We start from the raw sequence: 19346 nt of genomic DNA on the forward strand, positions 1-19346 counted from the left end.
TTATGATCTCCTCTCAGTTTCTTTTGCTTCATTCCACAGTTTGTCCATGTCCTCAAGAGACATATCAGCCAGCTTGATTCCCTTTTCCTTTGCTGTTTTCTCAATATGCGAGAACCGTCTCCGGAATTTGTCATTGGTCATGGCCAGCGCTTCCTCCGGTTCTATCTTGTAGAAGCGGGCTACATTCACAAGTGCGAACAAAATGTCGCCAAACTCAGCCTTGAGATTGTGTTCATGAGGATCTTCAGAAACCTCAGAAGAAAATTCCTTCATTTCCTCGCTTACTTTTTCCCAAATATCGCTGACGTCTTCCCAGTCAAAACCGACCTTCGCTGCTTTTTTCTGCAGTTTAGCAGCTTTTGAAAGAGCTGGAAGGGTTTTCGGCACGCTGTCTAATAAGGATGCTTCGGATGTATTTTTTTCGGCTTTTTTTATGTCTTCCCAATTTGCCAAAACATCGTTTTCATCCTGAACCTTAACATCTTTAAACACATGGGGATGTCTTCGGACCATTTTTTCACTGATACCTTTTATGACATCATCAATTGTGAAATAACCTTCATCTTCGCCAATTTGCGCGTGGAGTAAGACCTGAAGCAAAACGTCGCCAAGCTCTTCGATCATATGGTCTGTGTCTTCTTCGTCAATTGCTTCAAGAAGTTCATAACACTCTTCAATCATGTACTGTTTTAATGACTGATGCGTCTGCTTTTTATCCCACGGACATCCATTAGGCCCGCGAAGCTCTCTGATGATGCTTCGGAACGCGGAGAATTCGTGATAAAGCAGCTTCTCTTCTTTAATCGGCGGAATATACACACTTGTTAAGTTATTCAAGGCGACATTGCGGTCCAGCTCGAATAAAGGCACTGTCCGGATCTCCTCGTCACGGCTTCCAGCCGCTGTCACGATCACAACCTCATAATCATCAGGCAGCTTCTCCATCAATGTCAGCTTGACTTCAGAAGCCGTCATTTGGTCGTAAACCTGACATATGATCAGGTGGTGTCTGAGCTCAAGCTCATCCGCGGACAATGTGCCGGCATCCACAAATTGAAAGCCTTCAATCGGGTCGATTTGCAAGGCATTGAATGTGGCATCAAGAAAACTTTGTCCTCCCGCGACTTTTACTTGGACGTTTTTCTCTTTCTGCCGCTCCGTCAGCAGCTGTACTGTTTTTTCCGCGACAAAAGGGTGTCCCGGTACAGCATAAACCACGTCCTCGCGCTGTGCCTCTTCAAAGAGGATATTTGCAATTTCTTCATATACCTCATCGAACTGGTCATGTTTCTCATATATATCATCAAAAAAACGGATGTTCTTCGTTTCTTTTTCAAGCTCCTGAATTAAGGGATGATCCTTGGTTCTGACATACAGCGTATCAGCTTTTGTCAGCAACTTATGTATACCAATTGTCAATTGGTCCATGTCTCCGGCACCAAGTCCGACGACTGTAATATTACCCGCCATTTTGTTCTCTCCTTCTCATGATTTTGCTTAACTTGCTGCCAAAAGGCACACTGTTCAGCTCTTCATCTGTAAATATTCCCAATTTCATCATACAATAAATAAACACCGCGCCACCAATGGCGACAGCAGAAAGACTTTCAATCGCAGCCGCTCCTCTTCCTGCTGCAGGATACAAGAAAGTCCAGAGACGCATATACGCAAGCAAGACAGCCGACATCAAAAGGGCACATCCAATAATCGGAATCATAACGGCTCTTAGCTTATCGAGCCATTCCTTTTGCCGAAGCTGATACAAGTTAAGCCCGGCGACAGCAGCAAAGGAAGCCGCTGTTGCAAGTGATGCACCTTCAATCCCATAGCGCGGTACCAAAAGGGTGTTTAACACCCATTTCACTGCAACACCTGCGCCCACCGCTATCGCAGGAAAAACTGTGTATCCCGCCCCCTGCAAAACTGCGGCTGCCGTGACTGCCAGAGATGCAAACAAAATGGAGCAGCTAAATATCTGTAATGCAGCTGTCCCTTCACCATTTTGAAACAGCATGATATTGACCGGCTCAAGAATGCAAATTAATCCAGCCGACGCGCCTGTACCCAATACAAGACATAGTTTTAAAGAAGACGTGACTTTTTCTTTCATGATCTTCAGCTCTTTGTTCTTTACGGCCTTAGAAATATACGGAACGAGTGACGTCGCAATGCTCACTGCGAAAACTGAACCAAGCTGCAGCAAGGGCTGTCCCCGATCATAAATCCCCTTTAGGCGTTTCGCTTCTTCGCTCGCCTCACCGTCTGAAAGCAAAGAATATAAATTCAAAGCATCGACAAGCTGGATAAACAAAAGCAGCAAACTGCTTACACAAATTGTAACCGAATATAAAAGCAGTTTTTTCATTAGTTCTTTTGTTGTTATGACATTTTCATTTTGCGTTTCCGTTTGTTTGTCTCTTTTCACTTTAAACCAAAAAAATCCAAGTATCATCAACGCAATGAAACTCCCGGCAAGAGACCCGGAAGCAGCTGCCGCTCCCGCAGTATAAAGCGAGGCTCCCTTTTTGACGAGCCAAAATGATAATCCCAAGAGCACCGCAACCCGCAGAAATTGCTCTGTCATCTGCGATAAGGCTGACGGGAGCATATCGTACCGCCCTTGAAACCCGCCTCTAAGCAACGCGACAAACGGGAACAGCAGAAATGCAAACGCAGTGACTTGAATTAACACGGCGAGATGTGAGTCTCCCATAAAAAGTGCGATTGGAACAGCACCCATATATAAGCACAGAAATAATAAAACACCAATGAAAGACAAAAACAACGCTGACATTTTTAATATGGTGTGATGGCTTTTTTCACTGTAATCATTCATCAGTTTCGAAATAATGACCGGAAATCCTGATGTTGACAGCATGACCGCAATACCAAGAAAGGGATAAACCTGCTGATATATATAAAATCCAACATCGCCGACAATGTTTTGAAACGGGACTCTGTACACGGCGCTTAATATTTTTGAGATAACGCCTGCCAGAATTAAAACAAATGCCCCCTGCCAAATCCAATGCCGTTTGACGCCTATTGAATCGTCCATCCAAAAGCTCCTTCCCAACGTCAGGGGCAATACGGTTCACGTATTACCGCGGCACAAATAAAAACGAGGTTATTATACCACATCCCAACCCTTGGAATCCTTTTTGGGCATGCATGAAAAAAAGAACAGCATCCCATGGAGAGCTGTTCTTTTCATACCTATTTTCGATAAAAGGAATAAGACCTACTGTTCCATTTGACGCGCCAAAAATCCAGCTGCTGTCTCAACGGCTTTATGCTCTACTTCGCCCATTGTCTGATCCTTTGAAAAGATAACCACGGCGCCTATCGGATCGCCATTCGCCACAATCGGGCCGACAGTATAAGAATTCATGTCCTCATCTATGCCATTCACAAGCTGTACTGATTTCGCATCACTCTCAAGCACGGAACTGCGCTGATCCATTGTTCTTTCCAGCATTTCGCTGATCGACTTGTTTAAGTAGTCTTTTTTTGAGCTGCCAGACACGGCAATATATACGTCACGGTCACAAATAAGCACTGAATGCCCGAGACTGTCATAAAGCGCGTCTGCATACTCCTTTGCAAAGTCTCCAAGCTCACTGATCGGAGAGTACTTTTTCAAAATCACTTCTCCGTCACGATCTACAAAAATCTCAAGCGGATCGCCTTCCCTGATTCTTAGAGTTCTGCGAATTTCTTTAGGAATCACGACCCGTCCTAAGTCATCAATACGACGTACGATACCGGTTGCTTTCATCTCTGGTGCCTCTCTTTCATTTGATGGTATATACATGTGGGAAAGACCTAAAGCAAGTCACTTTATGTACCTTCCGCCTCGCTTGAAATTAGTATCCGTAACATCAAATGTAATATACACCAGAGAGTAACAAAATTTACGTTGATGAAATGGTTTGCTTTTTCACATCTTTTAAGCCCTTCAGCATGCCCAGCACGGTTTCGAGCCATTCATCGGCACTTCGGCCTTTCGTCTGTATGGAGATTTTGAGTTTTTTGCCTTCCATTCCCAGTCCGATTTGCCTGCCATATTTATTGCCTAGCTCAAACAGCTTCTGGCCGTCAATTTCAGCACTTGCTTCTTCTGAAATTGTCAATCTGACAGCATCTTTATCCTGCTTAATCAGCTCAACACGTTCATGCTTCGCATAAACCTTCATTTCTGCAACAGTAAACAAGTATTCGACTTCTTTTGGATAGTTTCCAAACCGGTCGATCATTTCGTCTTGAAGTTCATTCTTCTCTTCGATTGTAGCCACAGACCTGAAGCGTTTATACATATCAATTTTCTGTTTGCCGTCTTGAATATATGTTTCCGGAATATATGCATCAAGCTCAACATCAATTTCTGTTTCAAACTGCTCCGTCTTCGCTGTGTCTCCTTTACGCTCTTCAATGGCCTCCTTTAGCATTTGTGAATAGAGGTCAAATCCGACCGAATCGATGAAGCCATGCTGCTGGGCGCCAAGAAGATTCCCGGCTCCGCGAATCGTTAAGTCACGCATTGCGATTTTAAAACCAGAACCAAGCTCTGTGAATTCTTTAATGGCCTGCAGCCTTTTTTCAGCCACTTCTGTCAGCACTTTATCCCTGCGGTACGTGAAGTACGCATACGCCACACGATTAGACCGGCCGACGCGTCCCCGCAGCTGATAAAGCTGAGAAAGACCCATCTTGTCGGCATCAAATACGATCAGCGTATTGACGTTCGGAATGTCTACGCCTGTTTCAATAATGGTTGTGCTGACGAGAACGTCTGATTCTCCTTCAAGGAAACTTAGCATAACGGTTTCTAATTCGTTTTCTGTCATTTTCCCGTGCGCATACGCTACCTTTGCGTCAGGGACAAGCATTGAGATCTCATCCGCCTTCCGCTCGATATCCTCTACCCGGTTGTACAAGAAATAGACCTGGCCTCCGCGTGCAAGCTCACGTTCAATCGCCTCTCTGACAAGGGCGCCGTTGTATTCCACAACATACGTCTGTACGGGGAATCGGTTTTCCGGCGGAGTCTCGATGACTGAAAGGTCCCTTACGCCAAGCATAGACATATGCAGCGTACGCGGAATCGGCGTCGCTGTTAAAGTTAATACATCAACATTGGCTTTGATCTGTTTGATCTTTTCTTTATGGGTTACACCGAAACGCTGCTCTTCATCAATGATGAGGAGTCCTAAGTCTTTATACACGACATCTTTTGACAGCAGCCGGTGCGTCCCGATAACGATATCAACAGTCCCGTTTTTCAATCCTTTGATTGTTTCGTTCGCTTCTTTTCTCGTTCTGAATCTGCTGAGCAGGCCGATATTAATCGGATAGTCCTGAAAGCGCTCTTTAATGGTTTCATAGTGCTGCTGTGCCAAAATTGTTGTCGGAACGAGCAGAGCTACCTGCTTTCCGTCACCGATCGCCTTAAACGCGGCACGTATGGCAACCTCTGTTTTACCGTAGCCTACATCTCCGCATAGCAAGCGGTCCATCGGACGTTCTCTTTCCATGTCCTTTTTGATTTCGTGAATGGAACGGAGCTGATCCTCGGTTTCTTGATAAGGGAACGCCGATTCAAATTCACGCTGCATTTCATGGTCAGGAGAAAACGCATAGCCCTTGCTCGCTTCCCTTTCGGCATACAGCTTAATTAAATCATCAGCAATATCCTGAACGGATGTCTCTACTTTTTTCTTGACCCGTTTCCATTCGCTTCCGCCTAATTTATACAGCTTCGGCTCTTTTCCTTCGGAGCCGACATATTTTTGCACCTGGTCAATTTGTTCTACAGGGACATAAAGCTTGTCGCTTCCCTGATAATGGATGTTTAAATAGTCTTTGTGTATCCCATTGATTTCAAGGGTTTCAATTCCTAAATACTTTCCGATCCCGTGATTAATATGAACGACATAATCACCGATTTGAAGCTCGGAATAGCTTTTAATGCGCTCTGCATTTGTAAGCTTCTGTTTTCGAGGCTTCTTTTTCACACGGTTTTTGAACAGTTCTTCTTCCGTAATAACGGCAAGCTTCATTAACGGCAGCTCAAATCCCGATTGGAGCTCGCCTTCCATGATATAGACCTGTCCCTGAGCAAGAGCTTTTTTGCTGTCTGTCATGGCGGCTTCGATTTCATAATCAGCGAGAACAGAAGATAATCTCTGTGTACGTTCCTTGTTGGCTCCTAAGAATACAACGGTGAAGTTGGATTTTTTAAAGCGTTCCATTTCACCCGCCAGCACATTCATTTGGCCATGGAAACTCTGCATTTGTCTGCTTGACACATTGACGATATTTTGCGGACTCGTGTGGTGTACATGCCGCAAAAATAAAGAATAGTACAGCAGAGGGCGTTTTTGCTCAGCCACTATTTTTTGGAAGCTGAATGACAAACTGATGTCATGCAAAATCTTCCCTTCCTCAAGAAGGTTTGTTATGAACTCCGCTTCTTCTTTTTGAAGCTGTTCTTCCATCTCATGAATCCGGCTGACTTCATCCAAAATCAGAAGTGTATTATCAGGTGTATAATCTAGTAAACTAGCAGGCTTTTCATAGAAATATGAGAGATACTTCACCAGCTCCTGATCTGTCTGGCCTTCAGACAAGCGTTCTTTGTCGTGAGAAATATTCGTGTGAAGGATTTCTTTTTGCTTGTCGAGCTTTAATTTTTTCAGGCTTGCGGCAAGACCTTCATCCATTTTTTCCATCGCCCGCGCTTTTTCTTCAGGTCTGATAATCAATTCCTTCGCAGGACCGATATTGATCGAGGTAAGCGTCTCAATTGACCGCTGATCATCTGAGTTAAAGCTGCGGATTGAATCAACTTCGGTGTCAAAAAGTTCAATTCTCACCGGATGCTCTGAAGTCAGCGGGTAAATGTCAATGATTCCTCCGCGAATACTGAATTCCCCGGGTGCAGAAACCATATCAGACCGCTCATATCCTACCTCTACCAGCCGTGATGCAAGCTGATCAGGTTCGATATCATGGCCCACTTGAATGAGCATTTGGCTGTTTTTCCACACCTCTACAGGCGGCAGCATTCTTCTGATTGCAGCTACAGGAGCAACGACAATTGGCGCTTCTCCATTCGTTAATCTATTAATGACATCTAATCGCTGCGCCCGCAATTCAGGGCTTGCGACTGCGATTTCTGATGAAATAAGTTCATTGACGGGGTACAAAAGGACAGACCGATCCTCTAGAAGTGCAGTCAGATCATCCGTTACTTTCTGGGCTTGATATAAGTTATGGGTGATTAGAAAGATAGGCTTATTCGTTTCATTAGCCAGGGCAGAAGTAAAAACAGAACGCGCGGAACCCGACAGACCCGCGAGCAACTGTTCCTTCAGCCCCTCGTGTAAACCGTTGATGATGGATTTAAAGTCATCGCTTTCTTTTATAAAGGTTTGAATGTTGTCCATATGGCCCCTCCTCTCTGTTTCCTGTGAGAACAGAAAAACGCTTTGGTCTAGTGTCTACACCAAAGCTTTTTATTGAATAAATGTGTGATGTTCGTGGTAATGCGGATTTCGGTCAAGCGCCTCTTGGCAATCTTCACATATCGTCGAAACATGGACATCTCCATTATCTTTATAAGAAATCATATCGTTTCTTTCCTCGTTTGTTAAGTGCTGAAATCCAAGTGAGTCAGTCGATACCATGGAAGATTCAAGACTGCCTACTTTCACTCCGCAATGACGACAATAATAATGCAAAGCCATACAAGGGACCTCCTGATGAAAAAGTCATTTTGGTGTAGTATGGACTTTGTTGATTCATTTTATACCTTTGCGTTAAATTCGTTCATGACTTCTAAAAACGGTTTGCTCAGAGAAGCTTCACAAGCCTTCACAGATTTATCGACCGCTCCGTCAATCTCAGGTGCCTCCTCCTTGGTGAAGGAGCCCAACACATAATCAACGACCTTCATGCCGTTTACAGGCCGGCCGATTCCGATGCGTATGCGGTCAAACTCGGATGTTCCAAGATGTTGAATCAGTGATTTGATGCCATTGTGCCCTCCAGCGCTTCCTTTCGTTCTTAAACGGATCTTGCCAGTCGGAAGATCAAGATCGTCGTAAATGACTGTCAAATCTTCATTATCGACATCATAATAGTCCATTAAAGGCCGCAAACATTCTCCTGATAAATTCATATATGTAAGCGGTTTAACAAGTAGAACCTTTTTGCCGGAAACAAATCCGGTTCCGTATAATCCGTTAAATTTATTTTGATTCAGCTCAATATTCCATTCCTTCGCAAGCTGATCTATCACCATAAATCCGACATTATGCCGTGTATTTTCATAGTTCTTCCCGGGGTTTCCGAGACCGGCAATTACAAGCATGGCGAATCCTCCCTTAGTCACATAAACTCCCGCCTGCATAGCGGTCTATAATTCTTCTCATTCTAGCACAAAAGACGTAACCTCGGGAGGGTTACGCCTTAAGCTATTATTGTTCTTTGTTTTCACCTTCAGGCTGAGCATCGGCAGATTCCTCTTCATCTATCTCAGCTGCTTCCTGCTGCTGCGGAGGAAGGATAGAAGCTACGACCTCATCTGATTCATGATTAAAGGAGTAGTCACCGCCAGCAGGCAAATCCGCAATAGTCAGTACTTCATTTACATCGAGTTTTGAAATATCAGCCTCAATCGTTTGCGGAATGGCCTTTGGTTTAGCCTTTACAGTAAGTGCATACAGCGGCTGCTGCAATACGCCTCCGTTTTTCACTCCAATGGCTTCTCCGGTCAGATGAATCGGAACTTCCACCTCAATGTCTTCACTCATATTGACCACTTGAAAGTCAGCATGAGTGATTTCATTTTTCAGCGGGTCCGTTTGCAGGTCTGTTACCATGACAGAATGTTTTTCTCCGCTGACGTCAAGCGTGATGACTGTATTTTTACCTTCGTCCCTCAGCGTTTTGATCAGCTCCACACTGTCTAATGATACAGGTTTGTTTCCCGTGTCTTTCCCATATATGATACCTGGAACATGTCCTGAAGTACGGATATTCCGAAGAGACGAACGAGTAAAGTCCGTTCTTTCTTTTGCCGTTAAAGTTGCCATATTCAGCACCATCCTATTATCGTTTTATTGTCCTATTACAAACAATACCCATAACGATAAGGATTTAAACCTCAAATATCGGTTTAGCTGAACAGATAGCTGACTGATTGCTGCTCATGAACGCGAATAATCGCTTCAGCCAGAAGCGGTCCGACTGAAAGCTGCTTGAACCGTTCAATTTTCTTTTCTTCAGGAAGCTTGATGCTGTTTGTCACAACAAGCTCTTTAATTGTTGAATTATTAATCCGTTCAACAGCAGGACCTGATAGTACAGGGTGTGTACAGCATGCATATACTTCTTTCGCCCCGTTTTCAACGAGCGCATTAGCAGCAAGTGTAATGGTACCTGCAGTATCAATAATGTCATCGATAAGAATAGCGGTCTTCCCTTCGATATTACCAACAATATTCATGACTTCCGCCACGTTTGGACGCGGACGGCGTTTATCGATAATCGCAATCGGCGCTTTTAGTCGGTCAGCCAGTTTGCGGGCGCGTGTCACACCGCCGTGGTCTGGTGAAACAATGACGATATCTTCAAGGTTTTTGCCTTCAAAATATTCTCCTAAAATCGGAACACCCATTAAGTGGTCAATCGGTATATCAAAGAATCCTTGAATTTGCGGCGCATGCAGGTCAAGTGCAATCACACGAGTCGCACCGGCTGTTTCAAGCAGGTTAGCGAAAAGTTTTGCTGTGATTGGCTCACGGGATCTTGCTTTTCTGTCTTGACGCGCATAACCGTAATAAGGAATAACAATGTTAATCGTTTTTGCAGAAGCGCGTTTTAACGCATCTACCATAATCAGCAGTTCCATAATATGCTCGTTAACGGGGTCACTTGTAGACTGGATGATATAACAGTCACATCCGCGAATACTTTCTTCGATATTAATTTGGACTTCCCCGTCACTAAATCTTGTGACAGAACATTTCCCTAATTGAACTCCAACTATATCTGCGATTTCTTTTGCAAGCTCTGGATTCGAATTCAAAGAAAAAATCTTTAAATTCTTATCTCCGTATTGATTAGACATGGATAAACCTCCGAATTTAGGATTATTTTTTATGAATATTTTTCACATAATCGTCTTTATTTACTTGTCTCGCTCTGGCAATAGCAAGCGCTTTTCCAGGTACATCTTCCGTAACAGTTGAACCTGCCGCTACATAAGCGCCTTCTCCGACTGTGACAGGGGCAACCAAGTTGGAGTTGCAGCCGATAAACGCGCCGTCTTCAATTTTCGTCAAATATTTATTCTTTCCATCATAATTGACAGTTATTGAACCGCAGCCCAAGTTTACATCTGTGCCTACCTCAGCATCACCGACATAGCTTAAATGAGAAGCCTTGCTTCGGTCTCCGAATTGAGTCTTTTTGATTTCAACAAAATTCCCGATCTTCACTTCATTCCCGATGACAGAATCAGGTCTGATGTGAGCAAAAGGTCCTATGTTTACATCATTCCCCACTTTACTGTGATTGACTACCGATTGTTTAATGACCGTACGGCTGCCAATTGAACTATTCATAATCTCTGTATGAGGGCCGATAATCGTATCTTCTCCGATTTGCACCTCACCTTTAATCACAGTTCCAGGATAAATCACAGTATCGCTTCCGATGACAGCGTCAGGAGAAATATACGTGTTCATCGGGTCAATCAGCGTTACGCCATTTTGCATATGCCTTTTATTAATACGCTCTTTCATAAATTGTTCTGCCTGAGAAAGAGCAACTCTATCATTAACTCCGAGCGTTTCTTGGAAATTACCAGTCTGGTAAGCGGCAACAGTTTCGCCTTCGTTTTTAAGAATCTCTATGACATCCGGCAAATAATACTCGCCTTGAGCATTATCATTAGACACCTGATCAATGGCCCGGAATAGTGCTTCATTATCAAAACAATACGTGCCGGTATTGATCTCAGTCACAAGACGTTCCTCTTCAGAGGCGTCCTTATGCTCAACGATTTTTTGAACCGCTCCGTTTTCGCCGCGAATAATACGGCCGTATCCGGTTGGATCTTCTGCAACCGCAGTTAAAATCGTAGCTTTCGCTTCTCTTTGTGTATGTTCTTTCAGCATCTGTTCCATTGTCTCTGCTGTTAAAAGCGGCGTATCTCCGCAAATGACAATCGTGACGCCTTTTTCGTCAGCAAGAAATGGCTGTGCCTGTTTTACCGCATGAGCAGTGCCAAGCTGTTCTGCTTGAAGCGCGTACTCGCTTTTATCACTAAGCTGCTTTTTCACTTCTTCCGCACCATGTCCGACAATCGTGACGAGCTTTGATAAAGATAACTTTAAGGCTTCGTCCACGACGTGCTCTACCATAGGCTTACCGCAAACTGGATGAAGGACTTTATAAAGCTTCGATTTCATTCTCGTTCCTTGTCCAGCCGCTAAAACAACTGCAAACCGCTTATCCATTTATTGGCCTCCAATATCCCTTTTATCCATAGAAAAATATATCCTAAATATCTTCTGATTTCAAGGAGACTTCATGAAGTGCAAGAATTTTCTATTGAGTGCAATTAAGTTTGAAAAATCAGAATTAAAAAAGGACTGCCGGCAAAAGGCTTTTGTCAGCCCTTTCAGCAGTCCTTGCTTTTGGTTATTTTTTAAGAAGCTCCAGCTTCTTCGAATTCTAATGCTTCAGTGTCACCCAGACGATGATACTCATTTAACACGGCATCTTGAATCTTTCCTCGCGTGCTTGAATTAATTGGATGAGCAATATCGCGGAACTCTCCATCAGGGGTGCGTTTACTCGGCATCGCAACGAAAAGACCATTGTTTCCATCAATCACACGAATATCATGTACAACAAATTCGTGATCCAGCGTGATGGATGCAATCGCTCTCATGCGACCATCGGTATTCACGCGGCGTAATCTTACGTCAGTAACTTCCACAGTAGTTCACCACCTTTTCCCTATATAAAAGCATTAGTGTATCAATTCCACGGTTTTTTCCGAAATCCTGCTCGTTTTTAAAATATTTTTTGAAAAAATAGGATATAGTTACACAATTAGGTCATAACGCTTTTATTTCGGGCATAAGGTAAATAAAAAAGTGATTCCGAGCTCACCCAGAATCACTTTTTCTTATTATTTTACCAATGCAATAACTTCGATCTCGACCAGCGCGTCCTTCGGGAGTCTCGCGACTTCAACACAGGATCTCGCCGGTTTATGTGTGTCAAAATATTGTCCGTACACTTCGTTTACTTCCGCAAACTGTTCCATGTCCGCGATAAATACAGTTGCTTTTACAACTGTTTCAAAAGAAGCACCTGCTTCTTCCAGCACCGCTTTTAAGTTGCTGAATACTTGATGAGTCTGCTCCTTAATATCACCGTTCACCATTTCGCCTGAAGGAGTTAAAGGAATTTGGCCTGAGCTGTAAAACATATTATTTACGATAATCCCTTGCGAATAAGGTCCGATTGCCGCTGGGGCATGTTTTGTATGGACTGCTTTTGTCATGATTCTGTCTCTCCATTCTTTAAAAGATTGTCTTTAAAAAAACGCAGAAAATTGCCATTCTGAATTTCAATGGACTTCTCTTTCATGTTGATGGTTGAAAGAGTAAGAAGTGACATATATTCATCAACAAGACGCTCATCTACTCCTTCGGCTTCAACCAAGACGCCGATCCCCGCCACATTTGCGTTAAACTCATCCAACAGGTTAATCATACCATTAATTGTGCCGCCTGCTTTCATAAAGTCATCAATAATGAGTACGTTTGAACCTGTTTTCATGCTTCTTTTCGCTAGTGACATTGTTTGAATGCGGTTTGAGGAACCTGAGACGTAATTAATGCTGACTGTGGAGCCTTCTGTTACCTTGTTGTCTTTGCGAACGATGACGACAGGGACATTCAGATAGCTCGCAGCTGCGTACGCCAAAGGGATGCCTTTCGTGGCAACGGTCATGACTACATCAATTTCGCGGTCTGCAAACACAGAAGCAAACAGCTTCCCCACCTTGGAGAGTACAGATGGCTTTCCTAAGATATCCGTTAAATATACATAACCGCCCGGAAGGATACGCTCAGGATTTGCCAGCGACTGTCCAAGTGTCTGCACAAACTCTTCAGCTTCAGCCTGCTTCATTTTCGGAATATATTTGACGCCTCCGGCAGCTCCGGGAACAGTAAGTAAAGTACCGATCCCCTGCTGCTCAAAGGTTTGCTTAATAATCGTTAAATCTTCACTGATCGATGATTTTGCAGATTCATACCGCTCAGAAAAAAAGGTTAGCGGTATTAACTCGTGCGGATGGGTTAACAAGTAATTTGTTAAGTCCACCAATCTGCCGCTGCGACGAAACTTCATGAACTTACCCCCAAAATCCGAATATTTTAAGATCAATATAACTTAACATACGGATTTAATCAAGAGCGTTCTGTTCGCCGATCATTCTTACCGCATAAACTTGATCGCAGAAGCCTCTTAACCCGTTATAAATTCTTTGCACCTTCGACTCATACTGAACCAGCCCAAACACAGTCGGGCCGCTCCCGCTCATTAACACGGCATCTGCGCCAAAGCGTTTCATCTGGTTTTTGATCATCGCGACTTCAGGATGCATATCAAGCGTAACAGATTCAAGCACATTGCCTAAACGGCTGCACATCTTTTGAAAACTCTTTTCCTCTATAGCCTCAATCATGCCTTGTACATCCGGATGTTCTACATCATCCAACTTCAGCTGTCTGTACACCTCAGCAGTTGAAACACCGATTGTCGGCTTTGCTAAAATGACCCAGCAGTGCGGAGGCGTGCTGATGTGTTTAATTTTCTCGCCGCGTCCTGTTGCTAGTGCAGTCCCACCATAGACACAAAATGAAACGTCGGAGCCAATTTCCGCTCCAAGCTCAGCAAGCGTTTCTGCAGAAAGATTTAAATTCCACAGTTTGTTCAGCCCTCTGAGCGTCGCAGCCGCATCACTGCTTCCGCCGGCAAGACCGGCAGCCACCGGAATCACCTTCGTAATCATGATGGAAACTCCCTTTTTCACGTTGTATCTGTCCTTGATCAGCTTGGCAGCCTGATAAGCTAAGTTTCTTTGGTCATCAGGCACAAAACGGTTGTGGGAGGAAACCCTCACTTCATCCTCTGCCAGCTCCGTCAATTCAATCCGATCCGCTAAATCAATCGTCGTCATGATCATTTCGACTTCATGATAGCCATCCGGGCGTTTTCGGGTTACGTCAAGTGACAGATTGATCTTTGCTGGCGCTTTTTCTAAAATACGCATAGCTTTCACCTACTTCTCCATCTAAACATAAGTATGAACATTGTATCACATTTGAAGTACAGGATGAACATATCCATATTGCGGCCCATTATGTATTTATATCCAACACAAAAAACCGGGGAACGGCACGTCCCCCGGGTCACATCCTTATCGGTTATTCTGATTCTGAGCCATTTGCTGTTCGGCGATTTCAATGGCGCGCTTTACCATGTTACCGGCATCGCGAGCCCGAATTTCGCCCCAGCCGCCATTTTTGACTGTGTCATAAAAACCAAGGTCTTTAGCCAGCTCATATTTAAACTCATCTGACATAACTCCACGACGTCTGCCCAAACGAAACAACCCCTTTTTTAGAAGTGATAGCCATTCGTGCAACTCACGATAATATGTGACTGTTTTATCTTTTGTTAAATCAGATGGAACTTTCGTTAAAATTACTGGAAACCAAAAAAGGGCAAAACAAAAAGCAGTAAACAAAAGGTTCACTGCCCGTTAAAATGCTACTGAGCTTGCGGCGTCATCATTAAATGTCAGCTCAACAGTCTCAGTCAAAATATCAGCATAACTGTATGAAACTCTTTCAAACGAGTTCTCGTCTTGATCTAGTTGTATCACAAAAACAGAAGGGTACGTCTCAGCTAAAATGCCCGAACGCTCAATCGTTTTTCGGCGGCCACCGTTTGCTTTTAACGTCAGCCTTTTACCTAAATTCCCATCAAGCGATCTTTTAATATCGGACAACGTCTTCGCCATTGCATCCACCTCACTACATTTATTGTACAACACGAGCCCATTTTTGTCAAATAAAATTTAAATTATATCAACGTTAATAAGACGTTGTCAATAAAATTATTTTGACAAAATTCTATGATTCCTCAATTATTTTCCGCAAGTTTCGGTAAATTATGTATCATTATGTAAAATAAAAAACCCGCATAGATCTTCGATGCGGGTTTTCATCTGTTAATTGGACTTATAAGGCATTCCAATTCTCAGCACTCCTCTTGTTTCAATACCTCCAAGCCCTTTCTCTCTTGTCAGCGTATTACGGAGCACTTCCCATACATTGATTCGTTCCATAAATGGCGTAAAGCTGATTTTCGCGACGATATACACCGGATCAAGCGCATGGATGTTTACTCTTGATGGAGAACTCGCGAAATTTGCCCCCGCTTTTATGAGTGATTCAAAATGGGATTGGCAGGCCCCTGCAAAAATAACAAGCTGATCTAAGTGAGGGATCTTTTTTCGGGCGTTATGAACCGTTTCAACAAAGTGCTTTGAATGTCTGTACGCGTTCAAATCATCAATGCCGCCCTTTTGCTTCGAGTACGCATCATGCCCTGTTACCACCAGGATATCAGGTCGATATTTGTCGAGTAATTCTTCAATAGAAGCAGACATTTTCTTTTCATGGCAATGGATGCCGTAGACCGGCACTCCAATTTTTTTATAGACATTCAGGCATTTTTTCAGATACGCTTCATCACCGTCCAGATGAAGCACCTTGCCCGGCATATGAAAATAATGCTCCTGATGCTGATATTGGCTTGTCGCATAGTACTCCTGCTTTTCTCTGAGCAGCTTATAATCCTGGCGGAGCAATTCGAGCGATTCATTCATTCTGCTCTCATCTTTCTTTTTCCGCATCATCTGCTCATCTTTTTTCACTGCTACCAGATCAGAAAAATCCGCATCAGCAATCAGCCTGACTGCATCGCCATGCAAAATGGCGATTGAATTTCCTTTGCTTGTTTGCTCTATTCCTATAATGCGAAACAAAACATCCATTTGATAAGATTTTCTGGCTACCATATCCCCTATTTGAAATTGCACGTTCCTCACTCCACACATAGACTAAGCCTCATCATGAAAGAAAGAGCCTTGAGAAAGCGCCTTTTTTCGCTGAGTCCAAGTTTTTCTTATCATTGAATTAAAGGTCCTTCTCTAGCCTATGTAGCGGCAGTCCATGTGGTGCGCAAAACAAAAAGCCCTTTTAGAAAAGGGCTTTATACAATCCGTTAGACAGCGCTGCGAACTCCTCAATAGACAGGGATTCACCTCGGCGCTTGCCGTCAATATTTGTTTCTTCCAGCACTTGCTCAATCGTTGATTTTTGTGCTTTTCCTTCAGGCAGGTTGTTGACTAAGTTATTGAGTAGCGTTTTACGGCGCTGAGCAAAGCTTGCCTTGATTAACTGAAAGAAAAAGGCTTCGTTTTCCACGTCCACTGCCGGTCCGTCGCGGAGAATCAGCCGAATGACCGCAGAATCTACGTTAGGCTGAGGAACAAACACGGTTTTCGGAACGATCATCACCGTTTTGGCTTCTGTATAAAATTGCACCGCGATTGAAAGTGAACCGTATTCCTTAGATGAAGGGTCTGCCGCCATGCGCTCAGCCACTTCTTTTTGCAGCATGACCACAATCCCTTTCAGCGGAAGATGTTCTTCAAGCAGTTTCATGATAATCGGCGTTGTCACATAATAAGGAAGGTTGGCTACTACCATGATCTCATCACAGTCTTGAAATTGTTCTTCAATGACCGACTTGACATCAGCCTTTAATACATCCTGATGAATGACAGTGACATTGTCGTAAGGAGATAGCGTATCTTTCAGGATCGGTAATAATCGCTGGTCAATTTCAAATGCCACGACCTTTTTCGCCCGCTTGGCGAGTTGTTCGGTCAAAGCCCCGATTCCCGGGCCGATTTCAATGACACCGGTTTTCTCCGTCACTTCCGCGTGATCGACAATTCTGTCTAAAATGTTCGTATCAATTAAGAAATTCTGTCCTAAGCTCTTTTTAAAAGAAAAACCGTATTTTTTCAGTATCTCTTTCGTTCTAATCGGTGTCGCAATGTCTTTATTCATTCTGTTCCTCCCGCATAACGGTATCGAGCGCACTCATAAAATCACTTTTTTTAATTTGAAACATTTGCAGCCGTTTTTGAAGCTGTTTGCCATTGGTATAGCCGATTTTCAATAAATCACCCAATCGTTCACGGCGGCGTTTGGCTGCAGATCCGCCAATCAGTCCGGCATGAATCAGATCCTCAGCTGAAATATCACTCGGCTGCGCTTCCATCTCTTCGTGCACGTTTTCTAAACATGCCCTAATGCTTTCAATCGATGCGTGCTCCACACCAATTCCCCGCTTGTTTTTAGGTTTGGCAAGATGCTTTGGTAAAAAAGCATGCTTACAGCCGGGTACAGCCTCAGAAATGGTTTTGCGGATCTTCTCTCCCGGGAAGTCCGGATCCGTCAAAATGATGACGCCTCTGGTCTTCTGGGCCAAACGGATTTGGTCAATCACATGATCATCGATGGCTGAACCATTTGTTTCAATTGTGTCTGCATCAACAGCCAATTTGATGCGGGCCGTATCGTCACGCCCCTCGACCACAATGATCTCTTTAATTTTCATTATTTCCTCCAAGGTAAAATAAAAACTTTTGTATATTCATGAAACTTTTTCTTATGTCGAGCGTCTAATAAGCAGAAAATACACTTTGTCTATTATAACGAAAAAAACAGAGGGCGCAAAACCCTCTGAATACATAAGTATATATTAATTTAAGATTTTAATTTTGACTGTTTTATTTCCCCATCGGTAGGCCGATGATTTTTCTGGGAAAAAGACGTCTATTTTGTTCCCTTTAATCGCTGAACCAGTATCTGCAGCAATGGCATATCCATAGCCTTCAACGTGAACTTTGGAGCCTAGCGGAATAACATTTGGATCTACAGCGATAACTTTCGCATTCGGATTATTTTTCAAATTGACGCCTGTAGCTGTATGTCCTGAACAACCGCTGCAGCTTGCTGTATAAGCCGTAGATGATACAGTCATAACTTTGCCTGTTGATTCATTGCTGCGGGACACGACTGTTTTTGAATCACCGGAAGCACTGACCTTTTCAATCTTTGGACTGCTTTGCTTTGTGCCGACAGCAACCACCTTATCTTTGCTTTGTTCAGCTGTTTCTTCTTTTACAAGCTCTCTGGACACTTCTTTGCCGTTTTCTTTAACGACTTCGAAATGTTTTTTAAGCTTGCCTTCTTTTCCTTTTTGGACGACCTTTTCTATCCCTTTTTCAAGAGAAGCGTCTTCTTGCTTTTTCACATCGAACGCGATTTTCTCTTCAACTACATCGGTGACCTTTTCGATACGAGTAATTGTAATATCAGCCTTTCCTTTCGTCAGCTTTGCATCTAACGCAGGCTTGATTTTATCTTCGTCTTTTATGTTCATCTTTTGCTGTTTTAAAAAGTCAGCGACCGTAGTCGAAGTCGTCCAGATCTTCTTTTGTTTTCCTGCATCATTCACAGTAACCTGAAATGCGGGTTCTATGTTAATCTTCATGTCTTTCGAAATATCTGTATCTATTGCGGGATCAATTTGATCGTGTTCTTTTACATCAACATCTTTTTCGTCCAGTAATGCACCGACCGTTTTTGCTGTTGACCATAATGTCTTTTCTTCCCCGTTTTTTGTAAGCTTCACAGGTTTTGCAGCCTCGTACACAACGTCCATATCTGCTGTTATATTTGTCTGTTTAGCAGGTGTGATCTTGTCTTCGTCTCTTGTCTTTATATCAAGCGTCTCTAAAAGATCACCGACCGTTTTTGCATGTGTGCGTATATGTTTCTTTTTGCCATTGATAGAAACTGAGACTGATTGTTTTGTCAGCTCATGAGCCGCATACGCAGTCCCGCTTCCTGCCAATAGCAAACAAGCAGCAACCAGAATGACTTTGCTTTTGCTAAGCTTTACGGAAAACAGCTTTTTCATTTTTTGTATGATGAAAAACGCCTCCTTCTCCTCGGAGAGATTATATAGAGTATCTAAAAGGCTGTCAACCCTCCCTTCTCTTTCTCCCAAAAGCTCAGTGTCTTCTTCATTATCCTGAAATACAATGAGAAACGGAAGAAAGACTTGTCGACAAACCTATCCTATGAGGAGAAGAAAGCATGTAG

At 43.4% G+C, this 19346-nt stretch carries 19 protein-coding genes; all 19 read right to left on the reverse strand.

The window, feature by feature from the left end; genetic code table 11:
* Positions 1 to 1470, reverse strand: a complete 1470-nt coding sequence (gene yabN, locus KHQ79_RS04790; protein ID WP_225514283.1) for a bifunctional methyltransferase/pyrophosphohydrolase YabN — start codon at positions 1468 to 1470, stop codon at positions 1 to 3.
* Positions 1460 to 3058 (reverse strand): putative polysaccharide biosynthesis protein, encoded by a 1599-nt coding sequence (locus tag KHQ79_RS04795; protein WP_225514284.1) that lies wholly within the window; start codon positions 3056 to 3058, stop codon positions 1460 to 1462. Before KHQ79_RS04795 ends, yabN begins: the two co-directional genes overlap by 11 nt.
* Before the next feature lie 183 nt (positions 3059 to 3241).
* Positions 3242 to 3778 carry a stage V sporulation protein T gene (spoVT, locus tag KHQ79_RS04800; protein WP_003218365.1) on the reverse strand — a complete coding sequence of 179 codons (537 nt, stop codon included), beginning with the start codon at positions 3776 to 3778 and terminating at the stop codon, positions 3242 to 3244.
* 136 nt (positions 3779 to 3914) lie between these two features.
* Entirely contained in the window at positions 3915 to 7448 is a 3534-nt protein-coding gene (mfd, locus tag KHQ79_RS04805) for a transcription-repair coupling factor (protein WP_225514285.1), read from the reverse strand.
* Positions 7449 to 7517: 69 nt separating this feature from the next.
* Positions 7518 to 7748, reverse strand: coding sequence for an anti-sigma-F factor Fin (gene fin, locus KHQ79_RS04810; RefSeq protein ID WP_003242124.1), 231 nt, complete (start codon positions 7746 to 7748; stop codon positions 7518 to 7520).
* Between the two features lie 59 nt (positions 7749 to 7807).
* Positions 7808 to 8374: an aminoacyl-tRNA hydrolase gene (gene pth / locus KHQ79_RS04815; RefSeq protein WP_003242126.1), complete on the reverse strand. Its 567-nt coding sequence runs from the start codon at positions 8372 to 8374 to the stop codon at positions 7808 to 7810.
* Between the two features lie 106 nt (positions 8375 to 8480).
* Positions 8481 to 9098: a 50S ribosomal protein L25/general stress protein Ctc gene (locus tag KHQ79_RS04820; RefSeq protein WP_060397770.1), complete on the reverse strand. Its 618-nt coding sequence runs from the start codon at positions 9096 to 9098 to the stop codon at positions 8481 to 8483.
* An 83-nt stretch (positions 9099 to 9181) separates the two neighbouring features.
* A complete protein-coding gene (locus tag KHQ79_RS04825) occupies positions 9182 to 10135 on the reverse strand; it encodes a ribose-phosphate diphosphokinase (RefSeq protein WP_003218353.1) in 954 nt (317 codons plus the stop codon).
* A 22-nt stretch (positions 10136 to 10157) separates the two neighbouring features.
* Positions 10158 to 11528, reverse strand: a complete 1371-nt coding sequence (gene glmU, locus KHQ79_RS04830; protein WP_060397769.1) for a bifunctional UDP-N-acetylglucosamine diphosphorylase/glucosamine-1-phosphate N-acetyltransferase GlmU — start codon at positions 11526 to 11528, stop codon at positions 10158 to 10160.
* A gap of 191 nt (positions 11529 to 11719) precedes the next feature.
* A complete protein-coding gene (gene spoVG, locus KHQ79_RS04835) occupies positions 11720 to 12013 on the reverse strand; it encodes a septation regulator SpoVG (RefSeq protein ID WP_003218346.1) in 294 nt (97 codons plus the stop codon).
* A gap of 195 nt (positions 12014 to 12208) precedes the next feature.
* Positions 12209 to 12586 carry a 2-iminobutanoate/2-iminopropanoate deaminase gene (ridA, locus tag KHQ79_RS04840; RefSeq protein WP_003226738.1) on the reverse strand — a complete coding sequence of 126 codons (378 nt, stop codon included), beginning with the start codon at positions 12584 to 12586 and terminating at the stop codon, positions 12209 to 12211.
* On the reverse strand, positions 12583 to 13440 hold the full coding sequence (purR, locus tag KHQ79_RS04845) for a pur operon repressor (protein WP_003242134.1): 858 nt from the start codon (positions 13438 to 13440) through the stop codon (positions 12583 to 12585). The genes ridA and purR overlap by 4 nt, the downstream gene beginning before the upstream one ends.
* A 55-nt stretch (positions 13441 to 13495) precedes the next feature.
* Positions 13496 to 14365, reverse strand: a complete 870-nt coding sequence (ispE, locus tag KHQ79_RS04850) for a 4-(cytidine 5'-diphospho)-2-C-methyl-D-erythritol kinase (RefSeq protein ID WP_003242137.1) — start codon at positions 14363 to 14365, stop codon at positions 13496 to 13498.
* Between the two features lie 147 nt (positions 14366 to 14512).
* Positions 14513 to 14698, reverse strand: a complete 186-nt coding sequence (locus KHQ79_RS04855) for a small, acid-soluble spore protein, alpha/beta type (protein ID WP_003218333.1) — start codon at positions 14696 to 14698, stop codon at positions 14513 to 14515.
* 159 nt (positions 14699 to 14857) lie between these two features.
* On the reverse strand, positions 14858 to 15118 hold the full coding sequence (gene veg / locus KHQ79_RS04860) for a biofilm formation stimulator Veg (protein WP_003218330.1): 261 nt from the start codon (positions 15116 to 15118) through the stop codon (positions 14858 to 14860).
* 210 nt (positions 15119 to 15328) lie between these two features.
* Positions 15329 to 16201 (reverse strand): sporulation-specific protease PrtG, encoded by an 873-nt coding sequence (prtG, locus tag KHQ79_RS04865; RefSeq protein ID WP_060397768.1) that lies wholly within the window; start codon positions 16199 to 16201, stop codon positions 15329 to 15331.
* 160 nt (positions 16202 to 16361) lie between these two features.
* Positions 16362 to 17240 carry a 16S rRNA (adenine(1518)-N(6)/adenine(1519)-N(6))-dimethyltransferase RsmA gene (gene rsmA / locus KHQ79_RS04870; protein ID WP_003242142.1) on the reverse strand — a complete coding sequence of 293 codons (879 nt, stop codon included), beginning with the start codon at positions 17238 to 17240 and terminating at the stop codon, positions 16362 to 16364.
* Positions 17233 to 17793: a ribonuclease M5 gene (gene rnmV, locus KHQ79_RS04875; protein WP_019257248.1), complete on the reverse strand. Its 561-nt coding sequence runs from the start codon at positions 17791 to 17793 to the stop codon at positions 17233 to 17235. The genes rsmA and rnmV overlap by 8 nt, the downstream gene beginning before the upstream one ends.
* 144 nt (positions 17794 to 17937) lie before the next feature.
* A complete protein-coding gene (locus tag KHQ79_RS04880) occupies positions 17938 to 19251 on the reverse strand; it encodes a ubiquitin-like domain-containing protein (protein WP_225514286.1) in 1314 nt (437 codons plus the stop codon).
* Positions 19252 to 19346: the final 95 nt, after the last annotated feature.

Origin of the sequence: Bacillus sp. TSO22 (assembly GCF_020223595.1) — a bacterium.
GTDB lineage: Bacteria > Bacillota > Bacilli > Bacillales > Bacillaceae > Bacillus > Bacillus inaquosorum.

Coding starts and splice junctions, on each gene's coding strand:
- yabN (WP_225514283.1), bottom strand. CDS start 1,470: ATGGCGGGTAATATTACAGTCGTCGGACTTGGTGCCGGAGACATGGAC.
- KHQ79_RS04795 (WP_225514284.1), bottom strand. CDS start 3,058: ATGGACGATTCAATAGGCGTCAAACGGCATTGGATTTGGCAGGGGGCA.
- spoVT (WP_003218365.1), bottom strand. CDS start 3,778: ATGAAAGCAACCGGTATCGTACGTCGTATTGATGACTTAGGACGGGTC.
- mfd (WP_225514285.1), bottom strand. CDS start 7,448: ATGGACAACATTCAAACCTTTATAAAAGAAAGCGATGACTTTAAATCC.
- fin (WP_003242124.1), bottom strand. CDS start 7,748: ATGGCTTTGCATTATTATTGTCGTCATTGCGGAGTGAAAGTAGGCAGT.
- pth (WP_003242126.1), bottom strand. CDS start 8,374: ATGCTTGTAATTGCCGGTCTCGGAAACCCCGGGAAGAACTATGAAAAT.
- KHQ79_RS04820 (WP_060397770.1), bottom strand. CDS start 9,098: ATGGCAACTTTAACGGCAAAAGAAAGAACGGACTTTACTCGTTCGTCT.
- KHQ79_RS04825 (WP_003218353.1), bottom strand. CDS start 10,135: ATGTCTAATCAATACGGAGATAAGAATTTAAAGATTTTTTCTTTGAAT.
- glmU (WP_060397769.1), bottom strand. CDS start 11,528: ATGGATAAGCGGTTTGCAGTTGTTTTAGCGGCTGGACAAGGAACGAGA.
- ridA (WP_003226738.1), bottom strand. CDS start 12,586: ATGACAAAAGCAGTCCATACAAAACATGCCCCAGCGGCAATCGGACCT.
- purR (WP_003242134.1), bottom strand. CDS start 13,440: ATGAAGTTTCGTCGCAGCGGCAGATTGGTGGACTTAACAAATTACTTG.
- ispE (WP_003242137.1), bottom strand. CDS start 14,365: ATGCGTATTTTAGAAAAAGCGCCAGCAAAGATCAATCTGTCACTTGAC.
- veg (WP_003218330.1), bottom strand. CDS start 15,118: ATGGCGAAGACGTTGTCCGATATTAAAAGATCGCTTGATGGGAATTTA.
- rsmA (WP_003242142.1), bottom strand. CDS start 17,240: ATGAATAAAGACATTGCGACACCGATTAGAACGAAAGAGATACTGAAA.
- rnmV (WP_019257248.1), bottom strand. CDS start 17,793: ATGAAAATTAAAGAGATCATTGTGGTCGAGGGGCGTGACGATACGGCC.